Source organism: Acinetobacter sp. YH12070 (assembly GCF_013419625.1).
GTDB lineage: Bacteria > Pseudomonadota > Gammaproteobacteria > Pseudomonadales > Moraxellaceae > Acinetobacter > Acinetobacter amyesii.
Genome location: NZ_VOZT01000015.1, coordinates 1 through 22743 on the forward strand (window position 1 = coordinate 1; position 22743 = coordinate 22743).

General features: G+C 40.5%; 20 protein-coding genes and 3 pseudogenes. 12 read left to right on the top strand and 11 right to left on the bottom strand.

All coding sequences use genetic code 11. The features are described 5' to 3' along the window. Positions 1-97 (top strand): annotated as a pseudogene (locus tag FTU17_RS06100) (IS1595 family transposase); the annotation flags it as partial. 29 nt (positions 98-126) lie between these two features. On the opposite strand, the pseudogene aspA reads toward FTU17_RS06100, so the two are convergent. Then, a pseudogene (gene aspA, locus FTU17_RS06105) lies at positions 127-432 on the bottom strand (aspartate ammonia-lyase); the annotation flags it as partial. Positions 433-855: 423 nt separating this feature from the next. Here aspA and putP point away from each other — a divergent pair. Next, positions 856-2358 (top strand): sodium/proline symporter PutP, encoded by a 1503-nt coding sequence (putP, locus tag FTU17_RS06110; protein WP_180109192.1) that lies wholly within the window; start codon positions 856-858, stop codon positions 2356-2358. Between the two features lie 61 nt (positions 2359-2419). On the opposite strand, the gene FTU17_RS06115 is transcribed toward putP, so the two are convergent. Then, positions 2420-2914, bottom strand: coding sequence for an Lrp/AsnC ligand binding domain-containing protein (locus FTU17_RS06115; RefSeq protein WP_180007830.1), 495 nt, complete (start codon positions 2912-2914; stop codon positions 2420-2422). A 133-nt stretch (positions 2915-3047) separates the two neighbouring features. Here FTU17_RS06115 and putA point away from each other — a divergent pair, with 133 nt between their 5' ends. The 4 genes from putA to FTU17_RS06135 all read left to right on the top strand — a co-directional run bounded on the left by putA (position 3048) and on the right by FTU17_RS06135 (position 9080). Next, positions 3048-6779, top strand: a complete 3732-nt coding sequence (gene putA / locus FTU17_RS06120) for a trifunctional transcriptional regulator/proline dehydrogenase/L-glutamate gamma-semialdehyde dehydrogenase (RefSeq protein ID WP_180134926.1) — start codon at positions 3048-3050, stop codon at positions 6777-6779. 229 nt (positions 6780-7008) lie between these two features. Further along, a complete protein-coding gene (gene trmA, locus FTU17_RS06125; RefSeq protein ID WP_168378612.1) occupies positions 7009-8091 on the top strand; it encodes a tRNA (uridine(54)-C5)-methyltransferase TrmA in 1083 nt (360 codons plus the stop codon). A gap of 252 nt (positions 8092-8343) precedes the next feature. After that, on the top strand, positions 8344-8568 hold the full coding sequence (locus tag FTU17_RS06130) for a hypothetical protein (RefSeq protein WP_168378613.1): 225 nt from the start codon (positions 8344-8346) through the stop codon (positions 8566-8568). Between the two features lie 263 nt (positions 8569-8831). Further along, positions 8832-9080 carry a hypothetical protein gene (locus tag FTU17_RS06135; RefSeq protein WP_078188680.1) on the top strand — a complete coding sequence of 83 codons (249 nt, stop codon included), beginning with the start codon at positions 8832-8834 and terminating at the stop codon, positions 9078-9080. 56 nt (positions 9081-9136) lie between these two features. On the opposite strand, the gene FTU17_RS06140 is transcribed toward FTU17_RS06135, so the two are convergent. After that, on the bottom strand, positions 9137-9913 hold the full coding sequence (locus FTU17_RS06140; RefSeq protein ID WP_257222540.1) for a phosphodiester glycosidase family protein: 777 nt from the start codon (positions 9911-9913) through the stop codon (positions 9137-9139). A gap of 135 nt (positions 9914-10048) precedes the next feature. On the opposite strand from FTU17_RS06140, the gene FTU17_RS06145 reads away from it, so the two are divergent. Next, the gene (locus FTU17_RS06145; protein ID WP_078193494.1) at positions 10049-10585 is read left to right on the top strand and encodes a lecithin retinol acyltransferase family protein; all 537 of its coding nucleotides are present in this window, start codon (positions 10049-10051) and stop codon (positions 10583-10585) included. 139 nt (positions 10586-10724) lie between these two features. Here FTU17_RS06145 and FTU17_RS06150 read toward each other — a convergent pair whose 3' ends face one another. Both FTU17_RS06150 and FTU17_RS06155 read right to left on the bottom strand, forming a co-directional pair. After that, complete coding sequence (locus FTU17_RS06150) at positions 10725-11183, bottom strand: SRPBCC domain-containing protein (protein WP_180026256.1); 459 nt, start codon at positions 11181-11183, stop codon at positions 10725-10727. Between the two features lie 80 nt (positions 11184-11263). Next, positions 11264-12328, bottom strand: a pseudogene (locus FTU17_RS06155) (aldo/keto reductase). A gap of 96 nt (positions 12329-12424) precedes the next feature. On the opposite strand from FTU17_RS06155, the gene FTU17_RS06160 reads away from it, so the two are divergent. Beyond that, a complete protein-coding gene (locus FTU17_RS06160; protein WP_180134927.1) occupies positions 12425-13348 on the top strand; it encodes a LysR family transcriptional regulator in 924 nt (307 codons plus the stop codon). 7 nt (positions 13349-13355) lie between these two features. On the opposite strand, the gene FTU17_RS06165 is transcribed toward FTU17_RS06160, so the two are convergent. Both FTU17_RS06165 and FTU17_RS06170 read right to left on the bottom strand, forming a co-directional pair. After that, a complete protein-coding gene (locus FTU17_RS06165) occupies positions 13356-14267 on the bottom strand; it encodes a bestrophin family protein (protein WP_180134928.1) in 912 nt (303 codons plus the stop codon). Between the two features lie 135 nt (positions 14268-14402). Then, complete coding sequence (locus FTU17_RS06170) at positions 14403-16130, bottom strand: glutamine--tRNA ligase/YqeY domain fusion protein (RefSeq protein WP_180134929.1); 1728 nt, start codon at positions 16128-16130, stop codon at positions 14403-14405. A gap of 168 nt (positions 16131-16298) precedes the next feature. Here FTU17_RS06170 and FTU17_RS06175 point away from each other — a divergent pair, with 168 nt between their 5' ends. Continuing rightward, on the top strand, positions 16299-16808 hold the full coding sequence (locus FTU17_RS06175) for a peptidylprolyl isomerase (protein WP_078188687.1): 510 nt from the start codon (positions 16299-16301) through the stop codon (positions 16806-16808). An 87-nt stretch (positions 16809-16895) separates the two neighbouring features. Continuing rightward, entirely contained in the window at positions 16896-17615 is a 720-nt protein-coding gene (locus FTU17_RS06180) for a UDP-2,3-diacylglucosamine diphosphatase (RefSeq protein ID WP_180134930.1), read from the top strand. Between the two features lie 134 nt (positions 17616-17749). Here FTU17_RS06180 and FTU17_RS06185 read toward each other — a convergent pair whose 3' ends face one another. Beyond that, a complete protein-coding gene (locus tag FTU17_RS06185) occupies positions 17750-17968 on the bottom strand; it encodes a transposase (protein ID WP_111883736.1) in 219 nt (72 codons plus the stop codon). Positions 17969-18296: 328 nt separating this feature from the next. Then, positions 18297-19091 carry a 4-hydroxy-2-oxoheptanedioate aldolase gene (gene hpaI, locus FTU17_RS06190; RefSeq protein WP_180134931.1) on the bottom strand — a complete coding sequence of 265 codons (795 nt, stop codon included), beginning with the start codon at positions 19089-19091 and terminating at the stop codon, positions 18297-18299. 252 nt (positions 19092-19343) lie between these two features. Between hpaI and nfsB the strand changes: the two genes are divergently transcribed. Both nfsB and FTU17_RS06200 read left to right on the top strand, forming a co-directional pair. Beyond that, a complete protein-coding gene (gene nfsB, locus FTU17_RS06195) occupies positions 19344-19997 on the top strand; it encodes an oxygen-insensitive NAD(P)H nitroreductase (RefSeq protein ID WP_180134932.1) in 654 nt (217 codons plus the stop codon). 115 nt (positions 19998-20112) lie between these two features. Continuing rightward, the gene (locus FTU17_RS06200; protein ID WP_078188692.1) at positions 20113-20346 is read left to right on the top strand and encodes a hypothetical protein; all 234 of its coding nucleotides are present in this window, start codon (positions 20113-20115) and stop codon (positions 20344-20346) included. 338 nt (positions 20347-20684) lie between these two features. Here the strand turns inward: FTU17_RS06200 and FTU17_RS06205 are convergent, their stop codons facing one another. Together FTU17_RS06205 and fba are read right to left on the bottom strand one after the other, a co-directional pair. Beyond that, on the bottom strand, positions 20685-21539 hold the full coding sequence (locus FTU17_RS06205) for an EamA family transporter (protein ID WP_180022723.1): 855 nt from the start codon (positions 21537-21539) through the stop codon (positions 20685-20687). 111 nt (positions 21540-21650) lie between these two features. Then, complete coding sequence (fba, locus tag FTU17_RS06210) at positions 21651-22688, bottom strand: class II fructose-bisphosphate aldolase (protein WP_078193509.1); 1038 nt, start codon at positions 22686-22688, stop codon at positions 21651-21653. Positions 22689-22743 lie beyond the last annotated feature (55 nt).

Below are 22743 nucleotides of genomic sequence, written 5' to 3' on the forward strand. Positions count from 1 at the left end.
AAAAGAGTATTTTGATTATCATCTTAAAGAAACAGAATGGCGTTGGATGAGGGAGCCTAATGAGCTAGCAACAGAGTTGTGGGACCTCATTAGGTAAAACTAAGTGCAAATCTGCTAGTCTAGAGCCATATCAATTGGAAATGAATCTGCCCATTGTTCAGGATGATCAATCAATGCATCACACGCCTGCTGAATCGCTTGGCGAATATCATCTTGTATTAAGTTAAATTGATAATTGGTTTCTGCTGACGCTTTTTTTACCTGAGCAATAGCGCGTACAAAGTTTAAATTTTGTCCGACATGCTGCTTTGATATTTGAAAGTTTTCGATGGCACGCAATGTATGTATACCGTAATAACATGACTGCGGGACTGCTTTATCCCCCAATAAATCATGCTCTATTCTCGTTTTTTCCATTTGAACCGTTGTCACTGCGCATTCCCTCTAATTACGCACCAAGACTGTGCATACCTCATATTCGACCTGTTCAAATCATCTCACTACAGATGATGTGATGCACATTTGCAACCAAATATTTCAAATGCACATTTCTTGTTCACCATGTAACATTGTGTAATTTTTACCTAATTTCATTAGTTCTCTTTTTGTGATGAAAAGTCTTAAGTAGATTTACATTTCAAAATTTAAATTCCCTTCTGTACAACATTTCAGCAGCACAATAAAAAATTCGATTTGTAATAAGAAAAAATATCATTTACGCAAAACATACATAAAATATGCTTAAAGGTTACAGAGTGTAATTTTTAAATCGTGCTTGAATCTGCGACTTACGACAGAAGTACAAATTTTCATCTAGGACAGAGATGATTTGCTTTCATTAAGGACGAACCGCCTATGAGCCATTTAAACCCGACATTAGTCACCTTTATTTTTTATATTCTTGCAATGCTTGCCATTGGTTTGTATGCCTACAAAGCTACGCATAACTTTGACGAATACATTTTAGGTGGACGAAGTTTAGGAAGTGTTGTGACTGCACTTTCAGCAGGTGCATCCGACATGAGTGGTTGGCTACTCATGGGTCTCCCTGGTGCAATTTATCTATCTGGTCTTTCCGAAGCTTGGATTGCAATCGGCTTAATTATCGGTGCTTGGTTGAACTGGTTGATCGTTGCTGGTCGCTTGCGTGTTCATACCGAATATCAAAATAATGCCCTGACCCTGCCCGATTATTTCACGAGCCGTTTTGCAGACCGTAAAAAGATTTTACGTATCATTTCAGCTGTAGTGATTTTAGTGTTCTTTGCGATTTACTGTGCTTCTGGCATGGTGGCTGGCGCACGACTTTTCGAAAGTTTATTCGGTTGGAACTACACAACAGCACTGTGGATTGGTGCAATTGCAACCATCAGCTATGTCTGTATTGGTGGATTCTTAGCGATCAGTTGGACCGATACTTTCCAAGCGGGTCTGATGATCTTTGCACTGCTGATCACACCGATCATCACCTACCTTGCTTTAGGTGATAACAGTCAAAATCTTGCTGCTATTTTGGAAACAGCTCGCCCGCAAGCTTCCAATTTATTTGAAGGCTTAAGTACAGTTGCGATTTTATCCAGCATGGCGTGGGGCTTAGGCTATTTTGGTCAGCCGCATATTTTGGTTCGCTTTATGGCAGCCGATTCTGTTAAATCCATTCCGAATGCACGTCGCATTGGTATGACATGGATGATCCTATGTCTAGGCGGTGCTGTAGCAGCCGGTTATATCGGTATTGCTTACTTCCAAGTTCACCCAGAACTGGCAAGCGTCGTTAATGCAAACCCTGAAACGGTATTTATGGAATTGACTAAAATTCTATTCAATCCGTGGATTGCTGGGATTATTTTGGCCGCAATTTTAGCTGCGGTGATGAGCACACTTAGCTGTCAGTTATTGGTGTGTTCAACCACCTTGACGGAAGATTTGTACAAAGGATTTATTCGTAAAAACGCATCGCAAAAAGAATTGGTTTGGATTGGACGTGCGATGGTCTTGGCAATTGCCGTATTTGCAATCACCTTTGCAATGAACCCTGCAAGTAAAGTTTTAGGCTTAGTGGCTTATGCATGGGCAGGTTTCGGTGCTGCATTTGGCCCGCTGATTATTCTTTCATTGCTGTGGAAACGTATGACGCTTAACGGAGCAATCATTGGCATGATCGTAGGTGCTGTGACTGTCATCGTGTGGAAAAACTACTTAGGCCACCTTGGTTTATACGAAATCATTCCAGGCTTTATTTTCTCTGCAATCAGTATCGTTGTCGTGAGCTTATTGGGTAAAGCACCAGAGGCGGATGTGGTTGAACGCTTTGAAAAAGCCGAAGCGCAATATCAAAAAGAAATGTCTGAAATCTAAAATTTTTGACACTAAAAAGGGGCTAAATGCCCCTTTTTTATACTCAATTATTGATGATTAGCTACTTCGGCCGAGCCGCAGGTTTCAGCTTAATTTGCATACTTTCTTTGATCACTTCCATCACAGGATAACTACGCGTTTCCTTGATACCAGGTAATTGCCAAAGTACCTGCCCTGAAATTTTTCTAAATTCTTCCATATTTGCGCAGCGTATTTTCACCACAAAATCAAAACCACCGCTGATCATGTGACATTCTACGATTTCTGGAATTTGACGCACTGCATCCGAAAAATCTTCCAATACATTGGGTGTAGTTTTATCTAGTAAAATCTCCACAAAAACCACAAATCCATTGTTGAGTAAGACCGGATTTAAACGTGCTTCATAGCCTAAAATAAAGCCCTCTTTCGATAATTTTTGCACACGTGCCAACGCCGCAGTGGGTGATAAATTCACCATTTCCGCAAGCTTAATATTGGACAATTTTCCGTCTTCTTGCAGCAGCTCTAAAATTCGAATATCTATACGGTCTAAGCTCAAATATGGGCTACTCATCTGAATTTTTCTCTAAATATTATTAAAACTATAGTGAGTTATTCGCTAAATATTCTGTAATGATAAATTAAATAAAGGATCAAGCTCAAGATTTATTTGCTCGTCATAGAACTTTGACACGGAAAATTGAAACATGAATGGAAAAGTATTTGAAGTCACGGGAAGCGATGACTACATCACTGAATTTAAAGACAAGAATAGCTTTGAACAATCGATTAATACAGCATGGCGTCGTGCTGAAACTGAGTGTATTGAAAACTTATTAGCACACAGTGAAATCCCTTCCCCGATCAGCGATCAAATTCAACAATTGGCTTTTGACTTAGCCCATTCATTACGTGAACGTAAAAGCGGTACAGGTAAAGCAGGCATTGTGCAAGGCTTGCTACAAGAGTTTTCATTGTCTTCTCAGGAAGGCATCGCGCTCATGTGTTTAGCCGAAGCGCTACTCCGTATTCCAGACAAAGCAACACGTGATTTACTGATCAAAGATAAAATCAACCAAGGTAACTGGAAAGATCATGTTGGCCAAAGTAGCCTCATGTTCGTAAATGCTGCTGCTTGGGGTTTAATGCTGACGGGTAAACTAATGGAAACCCCTCAACAAAAAAGTCTGTCTAGCCTACTCACCGGTATTTTAGCACGCAGTGGACGTGGCATTATCCGTAAAGCTGTCGACGTGGCTATGCGTATGATGGGCGAACAGTTTGTTACAGGCGAGACCATCAATGAAGCGCTTAAACATGCAGAAGTATTAGAAGACAAAGGCTTCCGTTATTCATATGACATGTTAGGTGAAGCAGCATTAACTGAACCTGATGCAGAACGTTATTATCAAGACTATACCGATGCGATCCACGCGATTGGTCAAGCCTCTGAAGGTAAGGATGTTTATAACGGCGCAGGTATTTCGATCAAATTGTCTGCCCTACACCCACGCTACCAACGTTCACAGATCGACCGTATACATAACGAACTTTATGGCAAAGTGCTAGAACTTGCTGTATTAGCTAAGCATTACAATATTGGTTTAAACATTGATGCTGAAGAAACTGACCGCCTAGAAATTTCTTTGGAACTACTTGAGCGCCTGTGTTTTGAGCCTAAATTAGCAGACTGGAAAGGTATTGGATTTGTGATTCAAGCCTACCAAAAGCGCTGTTTCTATGTGGTCGACCATATTATTGACCTCGCTAAGCGTAGCCAAAAACGTTTAATGATCCGCTTAGTGAAAGGTGCATACTGGGACAGCGAAATTAAGAAAGCGCAAATTGAAGGTATGAGTGACTATCCTGTATTTACGCGCAAAGTTCATACCGACCTGTCTTATATTGCATGTGCTAAAAAACTCTTGGCAGCACCTGAGCAAATTTATCCTCAGTTTGCAACACACAATGCGCAAACCGTTGCTACGATCTACCAATTAGCACAGCCAGAGCTTTACTATCCAGGCCAGTATGAATTTCAGTGCCTTCACGGCATGGGTGAACCCCTCTATGAACAAGTGGTGGGTTCGAAGTCTGATAACAAACTGGGTGTGCCTTGTCGTATTTATGCACCAGTGGGTAACCATGAAACCTTATTGGCCTATTTGGTTCGACGTTTACTGGAAAATGGTGCGAATACCTCTTTCGTCAACCGTATTGCAGATAAAAATTTAAAAATTGAAGATTTAATTGAAAATCCAAGACAGACGATATTAGCGACGGCTGAAAAAGAAGGTATCACTGGAGCTAAGCATCCTTCTATCCCATTTCCGCAAGATTTGTATGGCACAGAACGTCGCAACTCAAAAGGACTCGATTTAGCCAATGATCGCGACTTATCTCAGCTCAATACCACGGCAGTACAGCATGCACATACCCAGTGGCATGCTAGTGCAATGGGCGCTAATTTAGAAGAAATTCATACTGCAAGTATCAACATTACAAACCCTGCAAACCGTAGTGATGTGGTCGGTAGTGTCAGCGAAGCCAGTTTAGAACAAGCGGAAATCGCTCTCAATAATGCGGTAAATGCCCAAGGTTCATGGAAAACTTTAGACAAAGATCAGCGTGCAGCATGCTTAAACCGTGCGGCGGATTTGATGGAAGCACAATTGCAATCTCTGATGGTGTTGTTGTCACGTGAAAGTGGTAAAACTTATGCCAATGCTATTGCTGAAGTCCGTGAAGCTGTAGATTTCCTACGTTATTATGCAGCTCAAATAATTGATCTAGCAGAGAATACGCAAATTGAACCCCTAGGTACTGTGCTGTGCATTAGCCCATGGAACTTCCCGCTTGCTATTTTCACAGGTCAAATTGCTGCAGCCTTGGTTGCAGGTAATACCGTGATTGCCAAGCCTGCTGAACAAACGCCTCTGATTGCTGCTCAAGCTGTACATATTTTATGGGAAGCAGGTGTTCCCTTCGATGTATTGCAACTTCTCCCTGGCCGTGGCGAAACCATTGGGGCCAAACTCAGCGCGGACTCACGTGTCCAAGGCATCATGTTTACAGGCTCAACGGAAGTCGCACGTATCTTGCAAAAAACCGTTGCACAGCGCTTAAACCAATTTGGCGAAAGTGTGGTTTTGATTGCTGAAACTGGTGGTCAAAATGCCATGATTGTTGACTCATCAGCATTGACAGAACAAGTGGTATTGGATGTCGTTAACTCTGCCTATGACAGTGCAGGTCAACGCTGTTCTGCCCTGCGTATTCTCTGTGTGCAAGAAGATAATGTGGACGTAGTCCGTACCATGTTACAAGGTGCGATGAAGCAACTTCGTGTCGGAAATCCTGCACTTTTAGCAACTGACATTGGCCCAGTGATCGACCTTGAAGCACAACAAAATATTGAAAAACATATTGAGAAGATGCGTAGCAAAGGCTATCCAGTACATCAAATCATGTTTAATGCTGATAGCAATGCGTTAAGTACGGGAACTTTTGTTGCACCAACTTTAATTGAACTTCCACATTTAAATGATTTAGAACGCGAAGTTTTTGGGCCAGTATTGCATTTAATCACCTACAAATATGGTGAGATTGAAAACCTATTAACGCAAATCAATGCCAAAGGTTATGGTTTAACCATGGGCTTGCATACACGTATTGATGACACGATTCAAAAAGTTATCGGTCATGCAGAAGTTGGCAACCTATACATTAACCGTAATATTGTAGGCGCTGTGGTTGGTGTACAACCTTTTGGCGGCGAGGGCTTATCAGGTACTGGTCCAAAAGCGGGCGGTCCTTTATATCTTTACCGTTTAATGCATCAAGTTTCTGAGAAAAAACTGGCTACACCTTATGCGGCTCAGGCAGAAACGCAAGCTACACACTTCCCTGCATATGAAGCTTTTAACACTTGGGCGAAGCAGCATTTTTCAGGCATTGCGATTCAAGCACCGCAGGCCATAGCCGCTGGACAAAGTTTTGAGCTACAAGGCCCAACCGGTGAAAACAACCAATATGCCATTTTGGCACGTAAGGGTGTGCTTTCATTGGCTAACAATGATGCAGATCAACTACATCAAATTGCTGCGATTTTATCGGTAGGTAGTCAGCCTGTGGTACTTGCAGACAATACTTTTGTGTTGAAACACTTAAATAGTATGCCGAAAATTCTCGTGGACCAATTTAAAGTGATCACTGATCTTTATCATGGTAATTTTGATGCGGTTTTACATCATGGTGAAAAAGGTGAGTTATTAAAAATTCAACAAGTCATCGCGTCTCGTGAAGGTGCAATTATTGGCATTACGCATTTAGCTTCAGGCCAATATGACATCCCTGTAGAACGTTTCGTGATTGAGCGTGCAATCAGTGTCAATACAGCGGCAGCCGGTGGTAATGCTAGCTTAATGACAATGAATTAAACACTGAATTGAACTCCAACTAATCAGTTCCTCACTTAGCTCAATCTTTATGAATGTTCCATAAAGATTGAGCGTTTTTTTAACTTCCCCTCGATAAAAGTTCTGTTTAGCGTATTCAGATTCATCTTCTCTACAGATAAATACAGCCAAAAGTGGAATTAATTTAGTCTTATAAGGTGAATTTTGCTAACATGACTTTTTTTAATATGTTTGCGATTTTTTACTGCATATGACTTCAACTTATCAGCAACAACTTGATGCCAAAGTTGCCCGCATTACGGCTCAATTTTCAGAATACAACCCTCCCTCTTTAGAAGTTTTTCCTTCTGCTGAACAAAACTTTCGTATGCGAGCGGAATTCCGAATTTGGCATACTGAAAATGATATGTTCTATGCAATGTTTGAACGCAATGCAGACAATGAAAAACAAGTTGTAGAAATTAAAGATTTCCCTATTGCAGATAAAAGCATTAATGACTTAATGCCAATATTATTAAATGAACTCAAGGCACAAGAGATCTTATCGAGCCGTTTATTTGAGGTTCATTTCTTAGCAACCCTGAAAGGTGAAATGCTGGTTTCATTGGTTTACCGTTGCCCGCTCAATGCTGAATGGGAAATTGCTGCCAAAGCCCTGTCTGACAAGCTCAATATCAAGATTTATGGTCGTAGTCGTGGTCAGCGTGTGATTTTAACTGATGACTATGTGGTTGAAGAACTCCAAGTATTTGACCGTAAATATCAGTACAAACAAATTGAAAGTAGTTTCACTCAGCCCAATGCTGGCGTGTGTCAAAAAATGCTGGAATGGGCGTGTCAGGCTGCCGATCACTCAGACAAAGACTTACTTGAGCTCTACTGTGGTAATGGTAATTTCACACTGCCTCTTTCTACACGCTTTAATCGCGTTTTAGCAACAGAATTAGCTAAGTCTTCAGTCTATGCAGCACAGTGGAATATTGAGCAAAATGGCATTGATAATATCCAAGTAGCTCGTCTATCTGCTGAAGAGTTTACCCAAGCCTTCAATGCTGAACGTACATTCCGCCGCCTTGAAGAAGCCGAAATTGAAATTTCAAGCTATTACTTCGATACGGTATTTGTCGATCCACCGCGTGCAGGTATCGATGATGAAACACTAAAACTGTTGCAACGTTTTGAACGCATTATCTATATTTCATGCAACCCAGATACTTTGCATGACAATCTCAAACTACTTTCACAAACGCATAAAATCAGCAAATTTGCCTTGTTTGATCAGTTCCCTTATACACACCATGTAGAGTCTGGTGTGTTTCTTGAGAAGATTTAAACAAATTATTTCAAGTCATGTTGTTGTCATAAAAGGAGCTTTCTAAAAGCTCCTTTTTTATATACTAAAAAAGCTTTATATTCTCGCCACATGCGGTGTAATGGATACCTTTCTATATCAATTAAGCAAAGATTCTAAAAGTCCAATCGAAAAAATGATCATTCAACTGGCTAAAATTTCACTTTAGTAGTCTTGCTTTATTTATTGGATTGGTTATATTTCGTCCTATGTTAGGTCGCAAATGAAGGCTCTATGAGTTTTTGGCATAAGTTGTTCGCTAATGAACAGCAAAACGGGCATAAGAATCAAATTGCCTGTGTTGAAAATGATTGCTCTTGTAAAACCAATGAACAGCTTATTGCTGCTCTTACAAAGGCAACGGATGAAGATGTTATCCTCGGTATCAAAAAAGTACTCGCTTCGCGCGGTTATAGCCGTAAGGAATTAAATGAAATCCAGCATCTACCTCTACAGTAGAGTCTGAACATTCAATGTTCAAACAAGGCATTCTGTTTTACAGAGTGCCTTTTTCATTTTTTAGTCTAATCAAAAGTATGCAGCTTATTTACAGATCAGGTTTTGTGGATTGGCCACATCGCTATTTACAGCTTTTATGCTATGCTCCAAGGCAACTCAGTGATGTCTAATTTTTAAACACACGACAATAAAACCCAATATTGCATCAAATAAGAGGCAGATGACCTCTAAACAGCATTGATATAAAAATTAAAGGAATGAACATGAATAAATTAACAAGTTGCCTTATTGCCTGCTGCATACTTAGTCTAAGTGCTTGTAGCCAAATCCCCAAAGAATGCGAAGAATCTTGGGACAAACTCGAAGCCTTGTCGAAACAAATGGGCTTAAACGAAGAACAAATCAAAGAACAGAAAAAACAGTTTGAAGAAAGTATTAAAAAACAATCTAAAGAACAAGCCATTCAAATGTGCCAAACCCAAAGTACCTTTTTAGGTTTAGTCGGCAAATAAACAGTTGTTTCTATCAATCTAAACACTGTACAGATGAAGCCCGATTATTCGGGCTTTTATTGTTTGCATTGAGATCCTGTTGTATACGCTACAATTGGCCCTAAAGGTTTTAAACTCGAATCATGTCTATTCAACGCTTGGATATCTGCACTAGACACAGATCCATCTAAATACAAGGCATTGTTAATCGATAATTGCTGCTTAAAATATTGTGCAAATGCATAAAACGACACGCCTTCACGACTGATCACAAAATACAACTTGCCGTTTTTGATCCCCACACCATTGCGGATTTTCAATGAATCTGACTGTGGGATAAAGTTTGGATTGATTTTTCCATCTACCACCAGCATTGGACCTGACTGCGTTGCATAACGTGCCTTAAAATCTGTGGAAGCATATTTTTGTGTGGTTGATATCACCGCTTGCTTGCCATTCCATGCTAGAACACCATTCGGCTGAATTAAAAAATTACCAAAGCCTCGTGTTGCACGATTCAAGGCTTTTTTCTGCACTCCATTTTCAACGTATAGACCAACAGGTGCTAAGTCTGCATGATACATCCCGGCATTCATTGCGAAGTTCATCGTATTACACTTACGCGCTAATACCTGCTTTAGTCGCTGTAGGTCTTGATATGGCTGCTGCTGTGTATCATATAAATAGAGCTTCAGTTGACTCAGATCGGAAATTTCAACCACATCCACGGCAATAGGCTGACTGACACGTTTCGCTTGAATATTGGCATAGGAAATACTCGGTGAGAAAATCAGACCGAGCAGCATCATAAAGCGCATTTTTTTAAACATTGAGGTTAATTGAAGACCAAGCATGACCCTATCCATAGCGCACGTTAAAAATCGAACAAATTTTAGCTAAATCATCGCTAAAATAGTCGATTAATTCACAGATTAAAAGTAGACTAATCTTTAAAAATAATTCGGATTTAAAGTAGGACTGGTAAATACATGCATGTGCAGAAAGATGGTTTTCCTCTTGGAACACATCTGATTGTTAAACACTTCGGTTATAGCCATCATGGCATATATGCCGGCCGCGGTAGAGTCATTCACTACTCGGGTTTTGCACACCTTTTCAAAAAACATCCGATTGAAATGACTTCGATCGAAAAATTCAGTCACGGCAAAAAAATCATCGTTCAGTCGTACAGCAATCCAAAATTTAAAGGGCGTAAAGTGGTGCGTCGTATGCGCTCACGTATGCATGAAAACAACTATCATCTGATTATTAATAACTGTGAACACTTATGCACTTGGGCCATTACCGGTGTTGAAAGTAGTCCTCAGGTGTTTCGTATGATGAACCGACTCACCACGATTGGCTATGTCAGTTCTCTGATGAGTTTTATGAGTAGCATGATGCTGACCGTGACCACCACTTGCTTTGCACTGGTGTTCTATATCAAAAAGAAACTGCGCGAAAAAGCCAAAATGCAGATGCCGGTTTATACCTATTTAAAGCGTGAAGAACATAAGAATCGTTAATTCACTGCAGCATCATTGAACTGTGGCTTTATCAAATTTCAGTACATCAGCACATTGCTTAGAAATCTTGTGCCAATACACAAGCTTTTTATTTTAGCGTATCAGATGTAATACTTAATCTTGGTCACTCTTCACATTGCTAAAAGTTCGCATTGCTAAAAGGTGGAAATTTGTCTTCAACCAAATTGCTTTGCAGGCCATGTTCTAAATAAATTTTGGCTGCATCCAAAACCGTTGTAAAACCACCTGTACTATCGATAATAAAATCAATCAATGCCTGACCTTGCAGAGGAATCTTTGAATTTTTGATGCGGACATAGGTTTCCATCGGGCTAATTTGCTCAAAAATAAAATCGACCTGAGTTTTTGGTTCTCCCCACTGTATTTGAATTAATTTGTTTTCCTTAATATTCAGCACGTCTACATCGGCGACTGCATTATATTTTTGCCAAGTCCATTGCACCGTTTTACCTTCTTCTAGATATCCACTCGATGCACTAAACCAAAAATGCTGTGTTATTAAAGGATCAACAAAAGCATTAAATACGATATTGATGGACTTACGAATTAACATCTGGGTTTCAATCACGACACTCATCAGCATTCCTACAGTATTTTAATTTTATTCAGTGATAGCACAGAGCACTGATCATTGCCTACCACTGAATTGTTATTGCCCTATTCTGCTGTATGTTCTGTAATAAATGCTGATGTCACTAGCGTGGGATTCTTCTCTATAAATTGCCCATTCCAATAGGGATAGTATGGATAAGGTGGATACACTGCACTGACTGCGTCTAATCGGGCTAACTGCTCTACGCTTAATGACCATTCCTTCGCCGCAAGGTTATCCAACAGTTGCTGTTCATTACGTGCGCCTATCAAAATGCTAGACACTGTCGGTCTGGTTTTCAGCCAATTCAATGCAATCTGTGGAATAGAGTGCCCTGTTTCCATGGCGATTTCTTGCATTACATCTAACACTGCAAATAACTTTTCGTGTTGAACTGGTGGTGCGAATTGTGCTGTCTCATGTAGTCGACTTTGCTTTGGAATCGCATGCTCACGATCAAATTTTCCTGTTAATCTCCCCCAGCCTAGCGGACTCCAAACTACGGCACCAATCTGCTGATCATGCTGTGCAGGTATCAGCTCCCATTCATAGTCACGTCCAATCAAAGAATAATAGACTTGATGCACACTTAGCTTTTCATAGCCATGCTGTTGGGCAATCGACTATGCTTTCATGAGTTGCCAGCCTGAAAAATTCGATGCACCGATATAGCGAACTTTTCCACTACGTACCAAGTCATCCAAACTGCGCATCAGCTGCTCAAGTGGCGTCGTGCTATCAAACTGATGTAGTTGCAGCACATCAATATAATCTGTGCCTAAACGCTTTAAACTCGCCTCCACAGCTTGTATTAAATAGCTTCTAGAATATCCACCTTGATTGATTCCATCGTTCAATCGGATACCCACTTTGCTGGAAATAATCACCTCTTGGCGTTTTGATTGAAGTAATGCACCGAGCATCTGCTCTGAGGCACCATTTGAGTAAGCATCTGCGGTATCGAAATAATTCACGCCTTGATCAATACACAGATCAATCATACGTTGGGCATCATTTAAACTCGATTGCCCCCATGCAGAGAAAATAGGGCCTTGCCCGCCAAATGTACCTGCACCAAAGCCGAACTCTGAAACTTGTAAGCCAGATTGCCCTAGATTGTGATAGTTCATGGTGATTTCCTGTGTTTAATTTATACACAGAATAGGCACAGATATTTATCAGAAAAACCCTGAATATCGAGAAAGACTTTCTTGATTATATTGATAATGCTAACTGAAGATTTCGACTTATTCACACGAATGGCGGCACTGGGTTCAATCAGTCAAGCTGCCAAAGAAGCCAATCTCTCTGTTTCTGTCGCTAGTAGCCGTCTACACAGACTTGAACAAAGTTTAGGGCTGCGCCTTTTTCATCGCACCACACGGCAGCTACATTTAACACAGGAAGGTGCTGTTTTATTGCAGCAAGGATTTCCCTTACTCGAACAATTTAATTCGCTACTGAGCCAATTTCAGCCTGAACCACAACAACTCAGTGGCGTATTAAAAATCACATGTTCAGAAGTTTTTGGAAATCGTATTTTAGGGCCAGTATTTGCAGCCTTTGCCAAGTTGCATCCAACATTGACTTTGGATATTGAACAGACCGATCAAAATTTAGATTTGGTCTCGGCAGGTATCGATGTTGCGATACGTATTGGTCAACTAGAAGACTCATCGCTGATTGCTAAACCACTTAGCTTAAACCGTCGTATTTTGTGTGCCTCGCCAAACTATATCGAGCAACATGGCGAACCTCGCTCTCTAGAAGAGCTCTCTATGCACCAATGCATTTTACAGAAATACCCTAAAGGCGTTTCGCAATATTGGACATTCTTCCAAGATCAATACAGCATAAAAATACCCGTTTCAGGGCAATTTCATATCAACTCAGGTGAAGGTGTACGCCAAGCAGCACTTGCAGGTTTAGGCATCTCAAACCACTCTATTTGGCATGTGGAGGACGATCTACTCTCTGGCCGACTTGTCCAAGTTCTACCAGCAATCCCTGTTCAAAGCACAGCAATCTATGTGGTAATTCCGCATCGACATTTTGTCCCGCCTAAAGTACAGGCCTTTATGCAGCACTTGGACGATTTTTTTCAGCATCAGTATGCTTGGTACATATCGCCCAATTTATCTGAAAATTAGGCCAAACTTATCTTAGGTTACTGTTAAAAGTCTTAATCAGCGGTGGCAGATCCACCTCTAAACTACTAAATATTTCACGCTCAATGTTTCGTACAATCGAGTCCAGCGGTAAATCATTTTCCTGCAAGCCAAAAGGCTCTTCCAGTTCTGCACTTAACGCATCCAAACCTAAAAATAAATATGCAATCAAAGCCACAATGACAGGTGTCCATATCCCTAAACTGGCCTCTAGGCTAAATGGCAAAATCAGACAAAATGAATACACTGCGCGATGTAAAAGCACCGAATAGGAAAATGGTAATGGCGTGGTCATGATACGGTCACAGCCTGCATGGATATCACCCATCGCTACAGTATGACGTGTGAGCGTGCTGTAAATAATGTCTGTAATCTGACCTTGTTTATAGGTTTTGACTAAATCTTTTTGAATAATTTCAAGTAAATACTGTGGTGCATTGATATTGTCTCGGCATTGCTGCCATTGCTGATCCGTCAAAGCTACGCCGTCTTTAAAATGTGCAATATCTTGTGATTCATAGCGTAAGCGATCACGTAACAAATTGCAAAACAGCATGATGCGGTACATCAACACGGTTCTTTGCTCATCTTCAAGTACATGACTATCCCGAATCATGTGGCGTGTATTGGCAATCAATGAGCCCCAAAGCTTGCGCCCTTCCCACCAACGGTCATAACAGGCAGTATTTCGAAAGCTCAAAAAAATCGACAGAATCACCCCAAAGATAGTAAACCCGATGGCTGGAACTTCAGGCGTATTCAGGTAGTGTGCAGCGCTTAGATACACCAAAATCGCCGACAAACTCACGACGACAGCCAACGCAGGCATGACTTTTGGGAGTATCGTGCCATGCCATGCAAATAAAAGTTTAAAGCTATTATTTTTATTTCGAATGATCACTTATTTCCCCTCTGTACTGCCTTAATGAACCATCTCAAGCATGAAAAAAGCCCAACCGAAGTTGAGCTTAATCTTAACCTACTTGATCTTAACCTATTGGGGATTCAAAGATGAATCCCTTTAAAAACTAAGATTTTATTTACCCGGTTTAAAACTGTCTTTCAAATCTAAGATGCGGTTAAACACTGGTTTTTCAGCTGTATGATCAAACTGATCTGCAACAAAGTAACCTTCACGTTCAAATTGGAAACGATCTTCAGGTTTTGCTTCTGCCAATGCAGGCTCAATGACCGCTTGAACCACTTTAAGTGATTCTGGATTTAAGTTTGCAAGGAAGTCATCACCCACTTCAGGGTCTGATTCAGTGAATAAACGGTCGTAGATACGAACTTCCGCAGCAATACCCTTGCTTGCAGAAACCCAATGTACAACACCTTTCACTTTACGGCCTTCAGGGTTTTTACCTAAAGTTTCAGGGTCGATTGAACATTTCAATTCAACCACTTCACCGTTCTCGTCTTTAATCACTTCATCACACTTAATCACATACGCATGACGTAAACGCACTTCACCGCCCGGAATCAAACGTTTAAAGCCTTTAGGCGCAACTTCTTCAAAGTCTTTACGGTCGATGTAAATGTCTTGAGTTAACGGAATGATACGGTCACCCATGTCTACGTTTGGATGACGTGCATGCACCAAATCCATCGCTTCAGGCAAGTTGGTTAAAGTCACTTTGAGTGGATTCAACACTGCCATACCACGCGAAGCAGTATTTTCTAAAGACTGGCGGATACAGTATTCAAGCATTGCAACATCTACGATACTGCCATCGACTTTTGTTACACCTACACGTTTACAGAAGTCACGTAGACCTTCTGGAGTAAAGCCGCGACGGCGCATGCCCACAACGGTAGGCATACGTGGGTCATCCCAACCATTCACGAAACCGCCTTCAACCAATTTACGTAATTTACGTTTAGAGGTAATGGTGTAATCCACATTTAAGCGGCTTGATTCGTACTGACGTGGTACCGATGGTGATTTAACTTTCTCTACAACCCAGTCGTAAAATGGACGGTGATCAACAAACTCTAGTGTACACAGTGAATGCGTAACCCCTTCAATGGCATCTGATAATGGATGCGCATAATCGTACATTGGGTACATTTTCCATTTATCACCAGTTTGGTGATGTTCAGAATGCAAAATACGATACAAAATAGGATCACGCATATGGATGTTAGGTGAAGTCATGTCAATTTTGGCACGTAGTACGGCTTGACCTTCTCCCAACTCACCATTACGCATTTGTTCAAAACGCGCTAAGTTTTCTTCTACGCTAGCATCACGTTGCGGTGAGTTTTTACCCAGCTCAACAAAATTACCACGGTTTAGTTTGATTTCTTCAGGGCTTTGCAAATCCACATAGGCATCACCTTGTTCAATCAATTGAACTGCCCAAGTGTAAAGCTGATCAAAATAGCTCGATGCATAACGTGGCTCGCCGTTCCATTCAAAACCTAGCCATTTCACGTCATTGGCAATACCGTCTACATACTCTTGTTCTTCGGCATCAGGGTTTGTATCGTCGAAACGGAGGTTACATAGACCCGCGAATTCTTGAGCAATACCAAAGTTCAAACAAATGGCTTTTACATGGCCAATATGCAGGTAGCCATTCGGCTCTGGCGGAAAACGTGTTACAACTTGTTCTGTACGACCTGCTGATAAATCATCGGTAATGACTTGACGTACAAAATCTAAGCCTGGCTGTTGTTCCTGCTGCGCAGCTTCGACAGGGGCATTGTTCTTGGTTGTCGGATTGTTAGGCAGGGATGAAACAACATCGTTTGGCTTCATGGTAATAAAATCACTTCTATAAAGATAAAATTAGGATAATTAAAACGCTTTTCTTCATTTTTAACAAAGAAAGTAACGTTTTTACTTGCCTTGTAGTTTACAGTTTGCTTATGCTTCTCACAACCAAAAAACCCATGGCTTTCATGTCCATGTACAGGAGATTACACAATGAGTTTTCCTCAAGTCGAATTAAACACCAATAAAGGTCGTATTGTTCTTGAGCTTAACACTGAAAAAGCACCTAAAACTGCTGAAAACTTCTTACAGTATGTTCGCGATGGTTTCTATGACGGCGTGATTTTCCACCGTGTTATTGATGGTTTCATGATCCAAGGCGGCGGCATGGATGAAAACTTCAAAGAAAAAACAACTCGCGATTCTATTGAAAACGAAGCTGACAACGGTTTAAGCAATGATGTTGGTACGATCGCTATGGCACGTACTCAAGCACCTCACTCTGCTTCAGCTCAGTTCTTCATTAACGTGAAAAACAACTCTTTCCTTAACCACACTGGTAAAACAGCGCAAGGTTGGGGCTACGCAGTATTCGGTAAAGTAACTGAAGGTCTTGACGTTGTTGACGCAATCAAAGGCGTTCGCACTGGTAACCGTGGCTACCACGCAGACGTTCCTCTAGAGAACGTTGTAATCGAATCAGCTAAAATCATTTCTGAATAAGAATCCCTCCTAACCTCCCTTTATAAAAGGGAGGAAAAGTCCCTCTTTTTTAAAGAGGGATTTAGGGAGATTCAAAGGAAAAGATTCGTGACCTATCTGTTTATCGCTGATTTACATTTGTCACCTGAACACCCTCGACTCGTTCGGGGGTTTTTAGCTTTGTTAGAACAATACAAAACTCAACATACCCAGCTGTATATTTTAGGTGATTGGTTTAATGCGTGGATTGGTGATGACTTCACTGCCCCTTGGTTAGATGAAATCATTGCAGCGCTAAAAGATTTTACTGCTTTGGGAAATCAAATTTATTTCCAAGTAGGTAATCGTGATTTTGCATTGGGTCAAAAGTTTTTAGATAAATTTCACGGTCAATTATTACAAGACGTGGATTATCTCCACATTGGCAACTATAAAATTCGTCTCGAACATGGTGATTTACTTTGCACCGATGATGTGTCTTACCAAAAGTTTCGTAAAGTGATTCGTAATCCTTTCCTTTTAGGTTTCTTAAAGAGCTTACCGCTTAGCTTTCGACAAAAAATCGCCAATGGCTTCCGCAAAAAAAGTACAGAAACCAAGCAAGTTAAATCCTATGACATTATGGATGTAAATGCCGAAGCTGTAGAAAAGGCTTTAGAGCAAGCCGATCTACTGATTCATGGACATACCCACCGCCCCCAAATACATGATGTGCACGGCAAATCACGTATCGTTTTAGGGGACTGGCGTGCAGAACAAGCTCAAATATTAGAGATGGGTGAAAGCCCATCTGTGAGTGATTTAAAATTAAAAATATGGTCTTACTAGTCCATAGCTTTCTAATCGTTAGACTTTAGAAAAACTTACCATCATATCTGATTAATGTACGTATCCAGACCATGCAAACGTAGACTTTTAATTAAGCAAAAAAAAAACAGCAGATGATCTGCTGTTTTTTGCTTTTAGGCTAAGCGATATAGCTGGTTTGGGCCAGTATAGAAGCTTTTGCCATCTAGATTCAGGTTAAATGTTTCGCCTGTTTCTAATTCAATCATTTGCCCAACATCAACCCAAATTAAACCAGCATTGGTATTTTGTTGACGTTTTAAAGGCACCAATTTCACATTAATTTCATCGCCATTTACGGCTTTGGCAGTTTGCCAAGTATTTAAAATATTCAAAAGATTTACTCAACATGTGAGCTTTTTGTGACAGAACAAAGAGATTAATCAATCGGGTTTGGAATAATAATTCTGTAGTTACAAAGATATGATTCAAGTCATAAGCTTGAATACAGATAAATCACAATCAGCTAAATAAAAAAGATAAGCAGGAACATTACCCGCTTCGAGTTAAGCAGAAGTATACAATATTGCGCTTTGATTAGCAAAAGTAGAACTTATACATACTCTATGTCACTACTTTTGCTAAAATTTTTGAATTAATTTTTTTAACCAACGAGTAAATTAACTACCTAGATATTCAATAATATAACGAGGGTTGTACCGCTTAGTAACCACCTTCTGATTTCGTCACTGGGGTATCAGTTTTGTACTTCGATAAAAGCTCACGTAACGAATTCATGAGCACACTGGTGTCGACACCCACGGCAACAAATTCTGTGCCTAACTCGATATACTTCTGAGTCACATCATGCTGTGTCGACAAAATACCTGCTGCTTTACCCGCCTTACGTATACGCTGAATTGCATCAATCACGGTTTTTTGTACTTCAGGATGGTTCGAATTCCCCTGATAACCCATCGTCGCCGACAAATCCACCGCACCAATAAATACCCCATCGATGCCATCAATTTTCAGTATTTCATCTAAGTTTTTAATCCCCTCAACCGACTCAATCTGAATCAGTAAACAGATATTTTCATGTGCAGTTGCATAGTAGTCTGGAATACTGTTCCAACGTGTTGCACGTGCTAATGCTGCACCTACTCCACGAATACCTTCAGGTGGATAACGTACGGCCTTAACCATAAGTTGAGCTTGTTCAACAGTTTCAACCATAGGAATCAGCAAGGTTTGCGCACCGATATCCAACAATTGTTTAATCAGTTGCACACTACCAATTGGAGGTCTAACCACGGCTTGCGAAGGATATGCAGCAATACTTTGCAATTGCGACAATGTCGTCCGCAAGTCACTTGGTGCATGCTCGCCATCAATTAGCAACCAGTCATAACCTGCATTTGCAGCTATTTCAGTCCCATAAGCATCGGCTAATCCGACCCATAAACCAATCTGCTGTTCGGTTTTTAATTTTTTCTTGAAATGATTGGTGTAATCCATCGCTGCTGTCTCATGCTTAAACTATGATTAACTACAATTAATTAAACGCCTTTTGGCAAAAACTACCAATAGCATTTATCTATCTTATGATTTTAAATAACTCTAATTCGCACTTCATACAGCTTAAATCTATTAATTTTTAGCCATTGAGTACAGCATATACGACTAAGATCTATCCTTGGAAAATTTTCTCCTTAGACCATTTGGCCGTTTATCCGCTAAACTACAGCAAACTATATCTGGAGATATTCGATGGATCTGTTAAACGTATCAAAACAACGCTATACCACGAAAGCTTATGATCCTGCTAAAAAAATTCCGCAGGAACAATTTGAGCGTTTATTACAAATACTCCGTTTAGCACCATCTTCTATTAATATTCAGCCTTGGCATTTTTTTATTGCAGATCATGATGCAGCCAAACAACGCATTGCTAAAGCCTTAGTAGGAAAATATGCCTACAATGCCCCAAAAGTTTTAGATTCATCACATACGATTTTATTCTGTACTAAAGCAGACATCACTACAGAGCATTTAGATAATCTTTTAAATCAGGATGATCGTAGTGGTCGCTTTAAAGATGACAAAGCCAAACAAGGTCAAAAAGACAGCCGTACAGGTTATGTCGATTATTATCGTAATGTAAAAGGTGATATTCAACGTTGGGCTGAAAACCAAACATTTATTGCTTTAGGTCAAATGCTTTTGGCAGCAGGCATTGAAGGTGTGGATGCAACTCCGATTGGTGGATTTGACGAAGCGATCATCTCTGAAGAATTGGGCTTAGTTGAACAAAACTTGATTCCTTCTGTACTGATGACTTTAGGCTATCGCAGTGAAAATGATTTCAATGCGAAATTACCTAAATCACGTCTAAATGCTGAAGAAATTTTTACACATCTTTAAGCTTTCCATAAAACCGACGAAAGGGGCAATTTTGCCTCTTTTTTGTCATTTCGGGACTTATTATTTAAACAATTATCGAGTATATTCTGCTCAAAATATACTCAGGTCTCTCCCTATGCCTACAGCTATAAAATTACCCATGAAATTTCATTGCGAAGCGTGCAATACGGTTTATTTACAAAAATATGCTGGCGATATGCTCCATAGCTATCCAAACTGCCCTAACTGTAAACAACCGGGTCAGTTACAAGGCACGATTGAAACTCAAGATTTCCTAAAACACCCCGTTGCAGTGGGTAAATGTTATTTTGAAAATACCTTACAACGTTTTCAACAACTCACGCGTTAACTAAGCTTCTAAAACTAAAAGCCCTCAATACGAGGGCTTTTTTAATAACGACATATTTAGCAACAATGTGAAAATAGAAAATTTATAAATTGGTCTGAACTTTGCTGAATAATTTGAATCAAAACAACAATTCAAGCAGAGGTGGGACATGTCATATTTACTACAAATGCCGATGAAGTTTGAATGCGGTCATTGCCATCAAATGTATCTGCATACTTATCAATATACTGATCATCACTGCCCTGAGTGTCCAACCTGTCGAGATCAAGGACTGCTCATGGGCGTAGCTGAGTGGGATGATTTGCTACAACACCCGATCGTTTTTGCTAAAAGTTATCTTAGACAGACATGGCATATGCTAAGCAAACCACACTCATGATCCCTGCAATCAAACCAAATACGGTTGCGACTCTCAATTTTTCTTTAAAGATGATGAGGCCCGCAACCACACCTAAAACTACAACCAAAATATTCATGCCAGCAAACACGATTGCAGGTGTGTCTTTAAGCAACATGTGGGCTTTCACATACAGTGCAATATTGGCAAAGTTTAAGAGACCTAAGCCCAATCCAGCGAGGATATTTTTGGTCTGCCCCAAACTGCCGTGTTGTACGATGTTATAAATGCTCGAAAGTAAAAATGCACAAATAAACACCATATTTAAAGTCACCGCAAACTGCATGCCCAAACCTGAGGCAAATTTTAATAGCACATCAATCAGTGAATAGCCTGCCCAAACGCTTAATAAAAATAAAATCCCCTGCTTTCCATCAATGCTTCCCTTACGCTGTGAAAATAAAATCAGCAACACCGCTAGTACACCAAGTGCAATACCAATGAGCTTAATGGCATTAAAATATTCACTGAAAATAAAATATGCTGCACTAAGAGATAGTACAACAGATAAGCGCTGAGCTAATTCGGTTTTTAAAATACCCGCCGTTTGCAGTGAGCGTGCTAAGCAATAAAAAATCGTCGGCAGTAATACACCCAAAGCCGCAATTAAAACCCACGGCGTTTTATTAATCGAAATATGAGCCAGATCCGGTTTAAACCATAGAAAACATAAAATACTCGCAGATGCATAATTCCATGTGATCATTTGTGCAGGGTTAAAACCCCGATCACGACATAGTTTTAGAATTACTGAAACGAGAACACTGCAAATCGCGGCAGCAAAGATCAATTCCATGACACGCTCTTATTCTTGAGTTGTATTTAAAGCAATTTTTCTAAGTTCAAATCAAAGAAAAGCCCACTTAATTGTGGGCTTTTCTTCAAAAATAATCTATCTCAAGACAAATTATTTATAGTGACTCACCATTTTCTCTAAAGAAATTGGACGAATCTTGTCAGCATTACCCGCTGTACCAAATGCTTCATAACGATCGATACAAATTTGTTTCATTGCATCTACAGTTGCAGAGAAGAATTTACGTGGGTCAAATTCAGCTGGTTTTTCAGCCATCATACGGCGCATAGCACCTGTAGAAGCAAGACGTAAGTCAGTATCGATGTTAATTTTACGAACACCGTGTTTGATTGCGTCTACAAGTTGGTCTACTGGAACACCGTAAGTTTCGCCGATGTTACCACCGAATTCGTTAATTACAGCCAACCATTCTTGTGGCACAGAGCTTGAACCGTGCATTACAAGATGCGTATTTGGTAACGCAGCGTGAATTTCTTTAATACGGTCAATCGCTAAGATGTCACCTGTAGGTGGACGAGTAAATTTGTACGCACCGTGTGAAGTACCCACTGCAATTGCAAGTGCGTCAACATTAGTATCTGCTACAAATGAACGCGCTTCTTCAACTGAAGTTAAAAGCTGAGAATGGTCAAGTACGCCTTCAGCGCCTACACCATCTTCTTCACCAGCCATACCAGTTTCAAGGCTACCTAAACAACCGATTTCGCCTTCTACTGAAACGCCACACGCATGTGCCATTTGAACAGTACGACGAGTCACATCTACGTTGTATTCGTATGAAGTTGGTGTTTTACCGTCTTCACCTAAAGAACCGTCCATCATCACTGATGAGAAGCCAAGTTGAATAGAACGTTGACATACATCAGGGCTAGTACCATGGTCTTGGTGCATAACCACAGGAATATGTGGCCATTCTTCGATTGCTGCCAAAATCAAATGACGCAAGAACGGAGCGCCTGCATACTTACGTGCACCCGCAGATGCTTGTACGATTACAGGTGAATTTGTTGCATCTGCTGCAAGCATAATTGCACGCATTTGTTCTAAGTTGTTTACGTTGAATGCTGGTACGCCGTAAGCATGTTCGCCGGCGTGATCCAAGAGCTGGCGCAATGAAATAAGAGCCATAATATCCTCCCAGGTAATGCCGCATATTCTACATGCTCAATCATTTCAATTCAGC

Excerpts from the sequence above, each read along its gene's own strand:
- FTU17_RS06145 (WP_078193494.1), top strand. The coding sequence starts at position 10,049 with ATGCATGTGCAGAAAGATGGTTTTCCTCTTGGAACACATCTGATTGTT.
- FTU17_RS06140 (WP_257222540.1), bottom strand. The coding sequence starts at position 9,913 with ATGCTTGGTCTTCAATTAACCTCAATGTTTAAAAAAATGCGCTTTATG.
- FTU17_RS06200 (WP_078188692.1), top strand. The coding sequence starts at position 20,113 with ATGCCTACAGCTATAAAATTACCCATGAAATTTCATTGCGAAGCGTGC.
- FTU17_RS06160 (WP_180134927.1), top strand. The coding sequence starts at position 12,425 with ATGCTAACTGAAGATTTCGACTTATTCACACGAATGGCGGCACTGGGT.
- nfsB (WP_180134932.1), top strand. The coding sequence starts at position 19,344 with ATGGATCTGTTAAACGTATCAAAACAACGCTATACCACGAAAGCTTAT.
- FTU17_RS06135 (WP_078188680.1), top strand. The coding sequence starts at position 8,832 with ATGAATAAATTAACAAGTTGCCTTATTGCCTGCTGCATACTTAGTCTA.
- FTU17_RS06205 (WP_180022723.1), bottom strand. The coding sequence starts at position 21,539 with ATGGAATTGATCTTTGCTGCCGCGATTTGCAGTGTTCTCGTTTCAGTA.
- hpaI (WP_180134931.1), bottom strand. The coding sequence starts at position 19,091 with ATGGATTACACCAATCATTTCAAGAAAAAATTAAAAACCGAACAGCAG.
- FTU17_RS06175 (WP_078188687.1), top strand. The coding sequence starts at position 16,299 with ATGAGTTTTCCTCAAGTCGAATTAAACACCAATAAAGGTCGTATTGTT.
- trmA (WP_168378612.1), top strand. The coding sequence starts at position 7,009 with ATGACTTCAACTTATCAGCAACAACTTGATGCCAAAGTTGCCCGCATT.
- FTU17_RS06115 (WP_180007830.1), bottom strand. The coding sequence starts at position 2,914 with ATGAGTAGCCCATATTTGAGCTTAGACCGTATAGATATTCGAATTTTA.
- FTU17_RS06130 (WP_168378613.1), top strand. The coding sequence starts at position 8,344 with ATGAGTTTTTGGCATAAGTTGTTCGCTAATGAACAGCAAAACGGGCAT.
- FTU17_RS06170 (WP_180134929.1), bottom strand. The coding sequence starts at position 16,130 with ATGAAGCCAAACGATGTTGTTTCATCCCTGCCTAACAATCCGACAACC.
- fba (WP_078193509.1), bottom strand. The coding sequence starts at position 22,688 with ATGGCTCTTATTTCATTGCGCCAGCTCTTGGATCACGCCGGCGAACAT.
- FTU17_RS06150 (WP_180026256.1), bottom strand. The coding sequence starts at position 11,183 with ATGAGTGTCGTGATTGAAACCCAGATGTTAATTCGTAAGTCCATCAAT.
- putA (WP_180134926.1), top strand. The coding sequence starts at position 3,048 with ATGAATGGAAAAGTATTTGAAGTCACGGGAAGCGATGACTACATCACT.
- putP (WP_180109192.1), top strand. The coding sequence starts at position 856 with ATGAGCCATTTAAACCCGACATTAGTCACCTTTATTTTTTATATTCTT.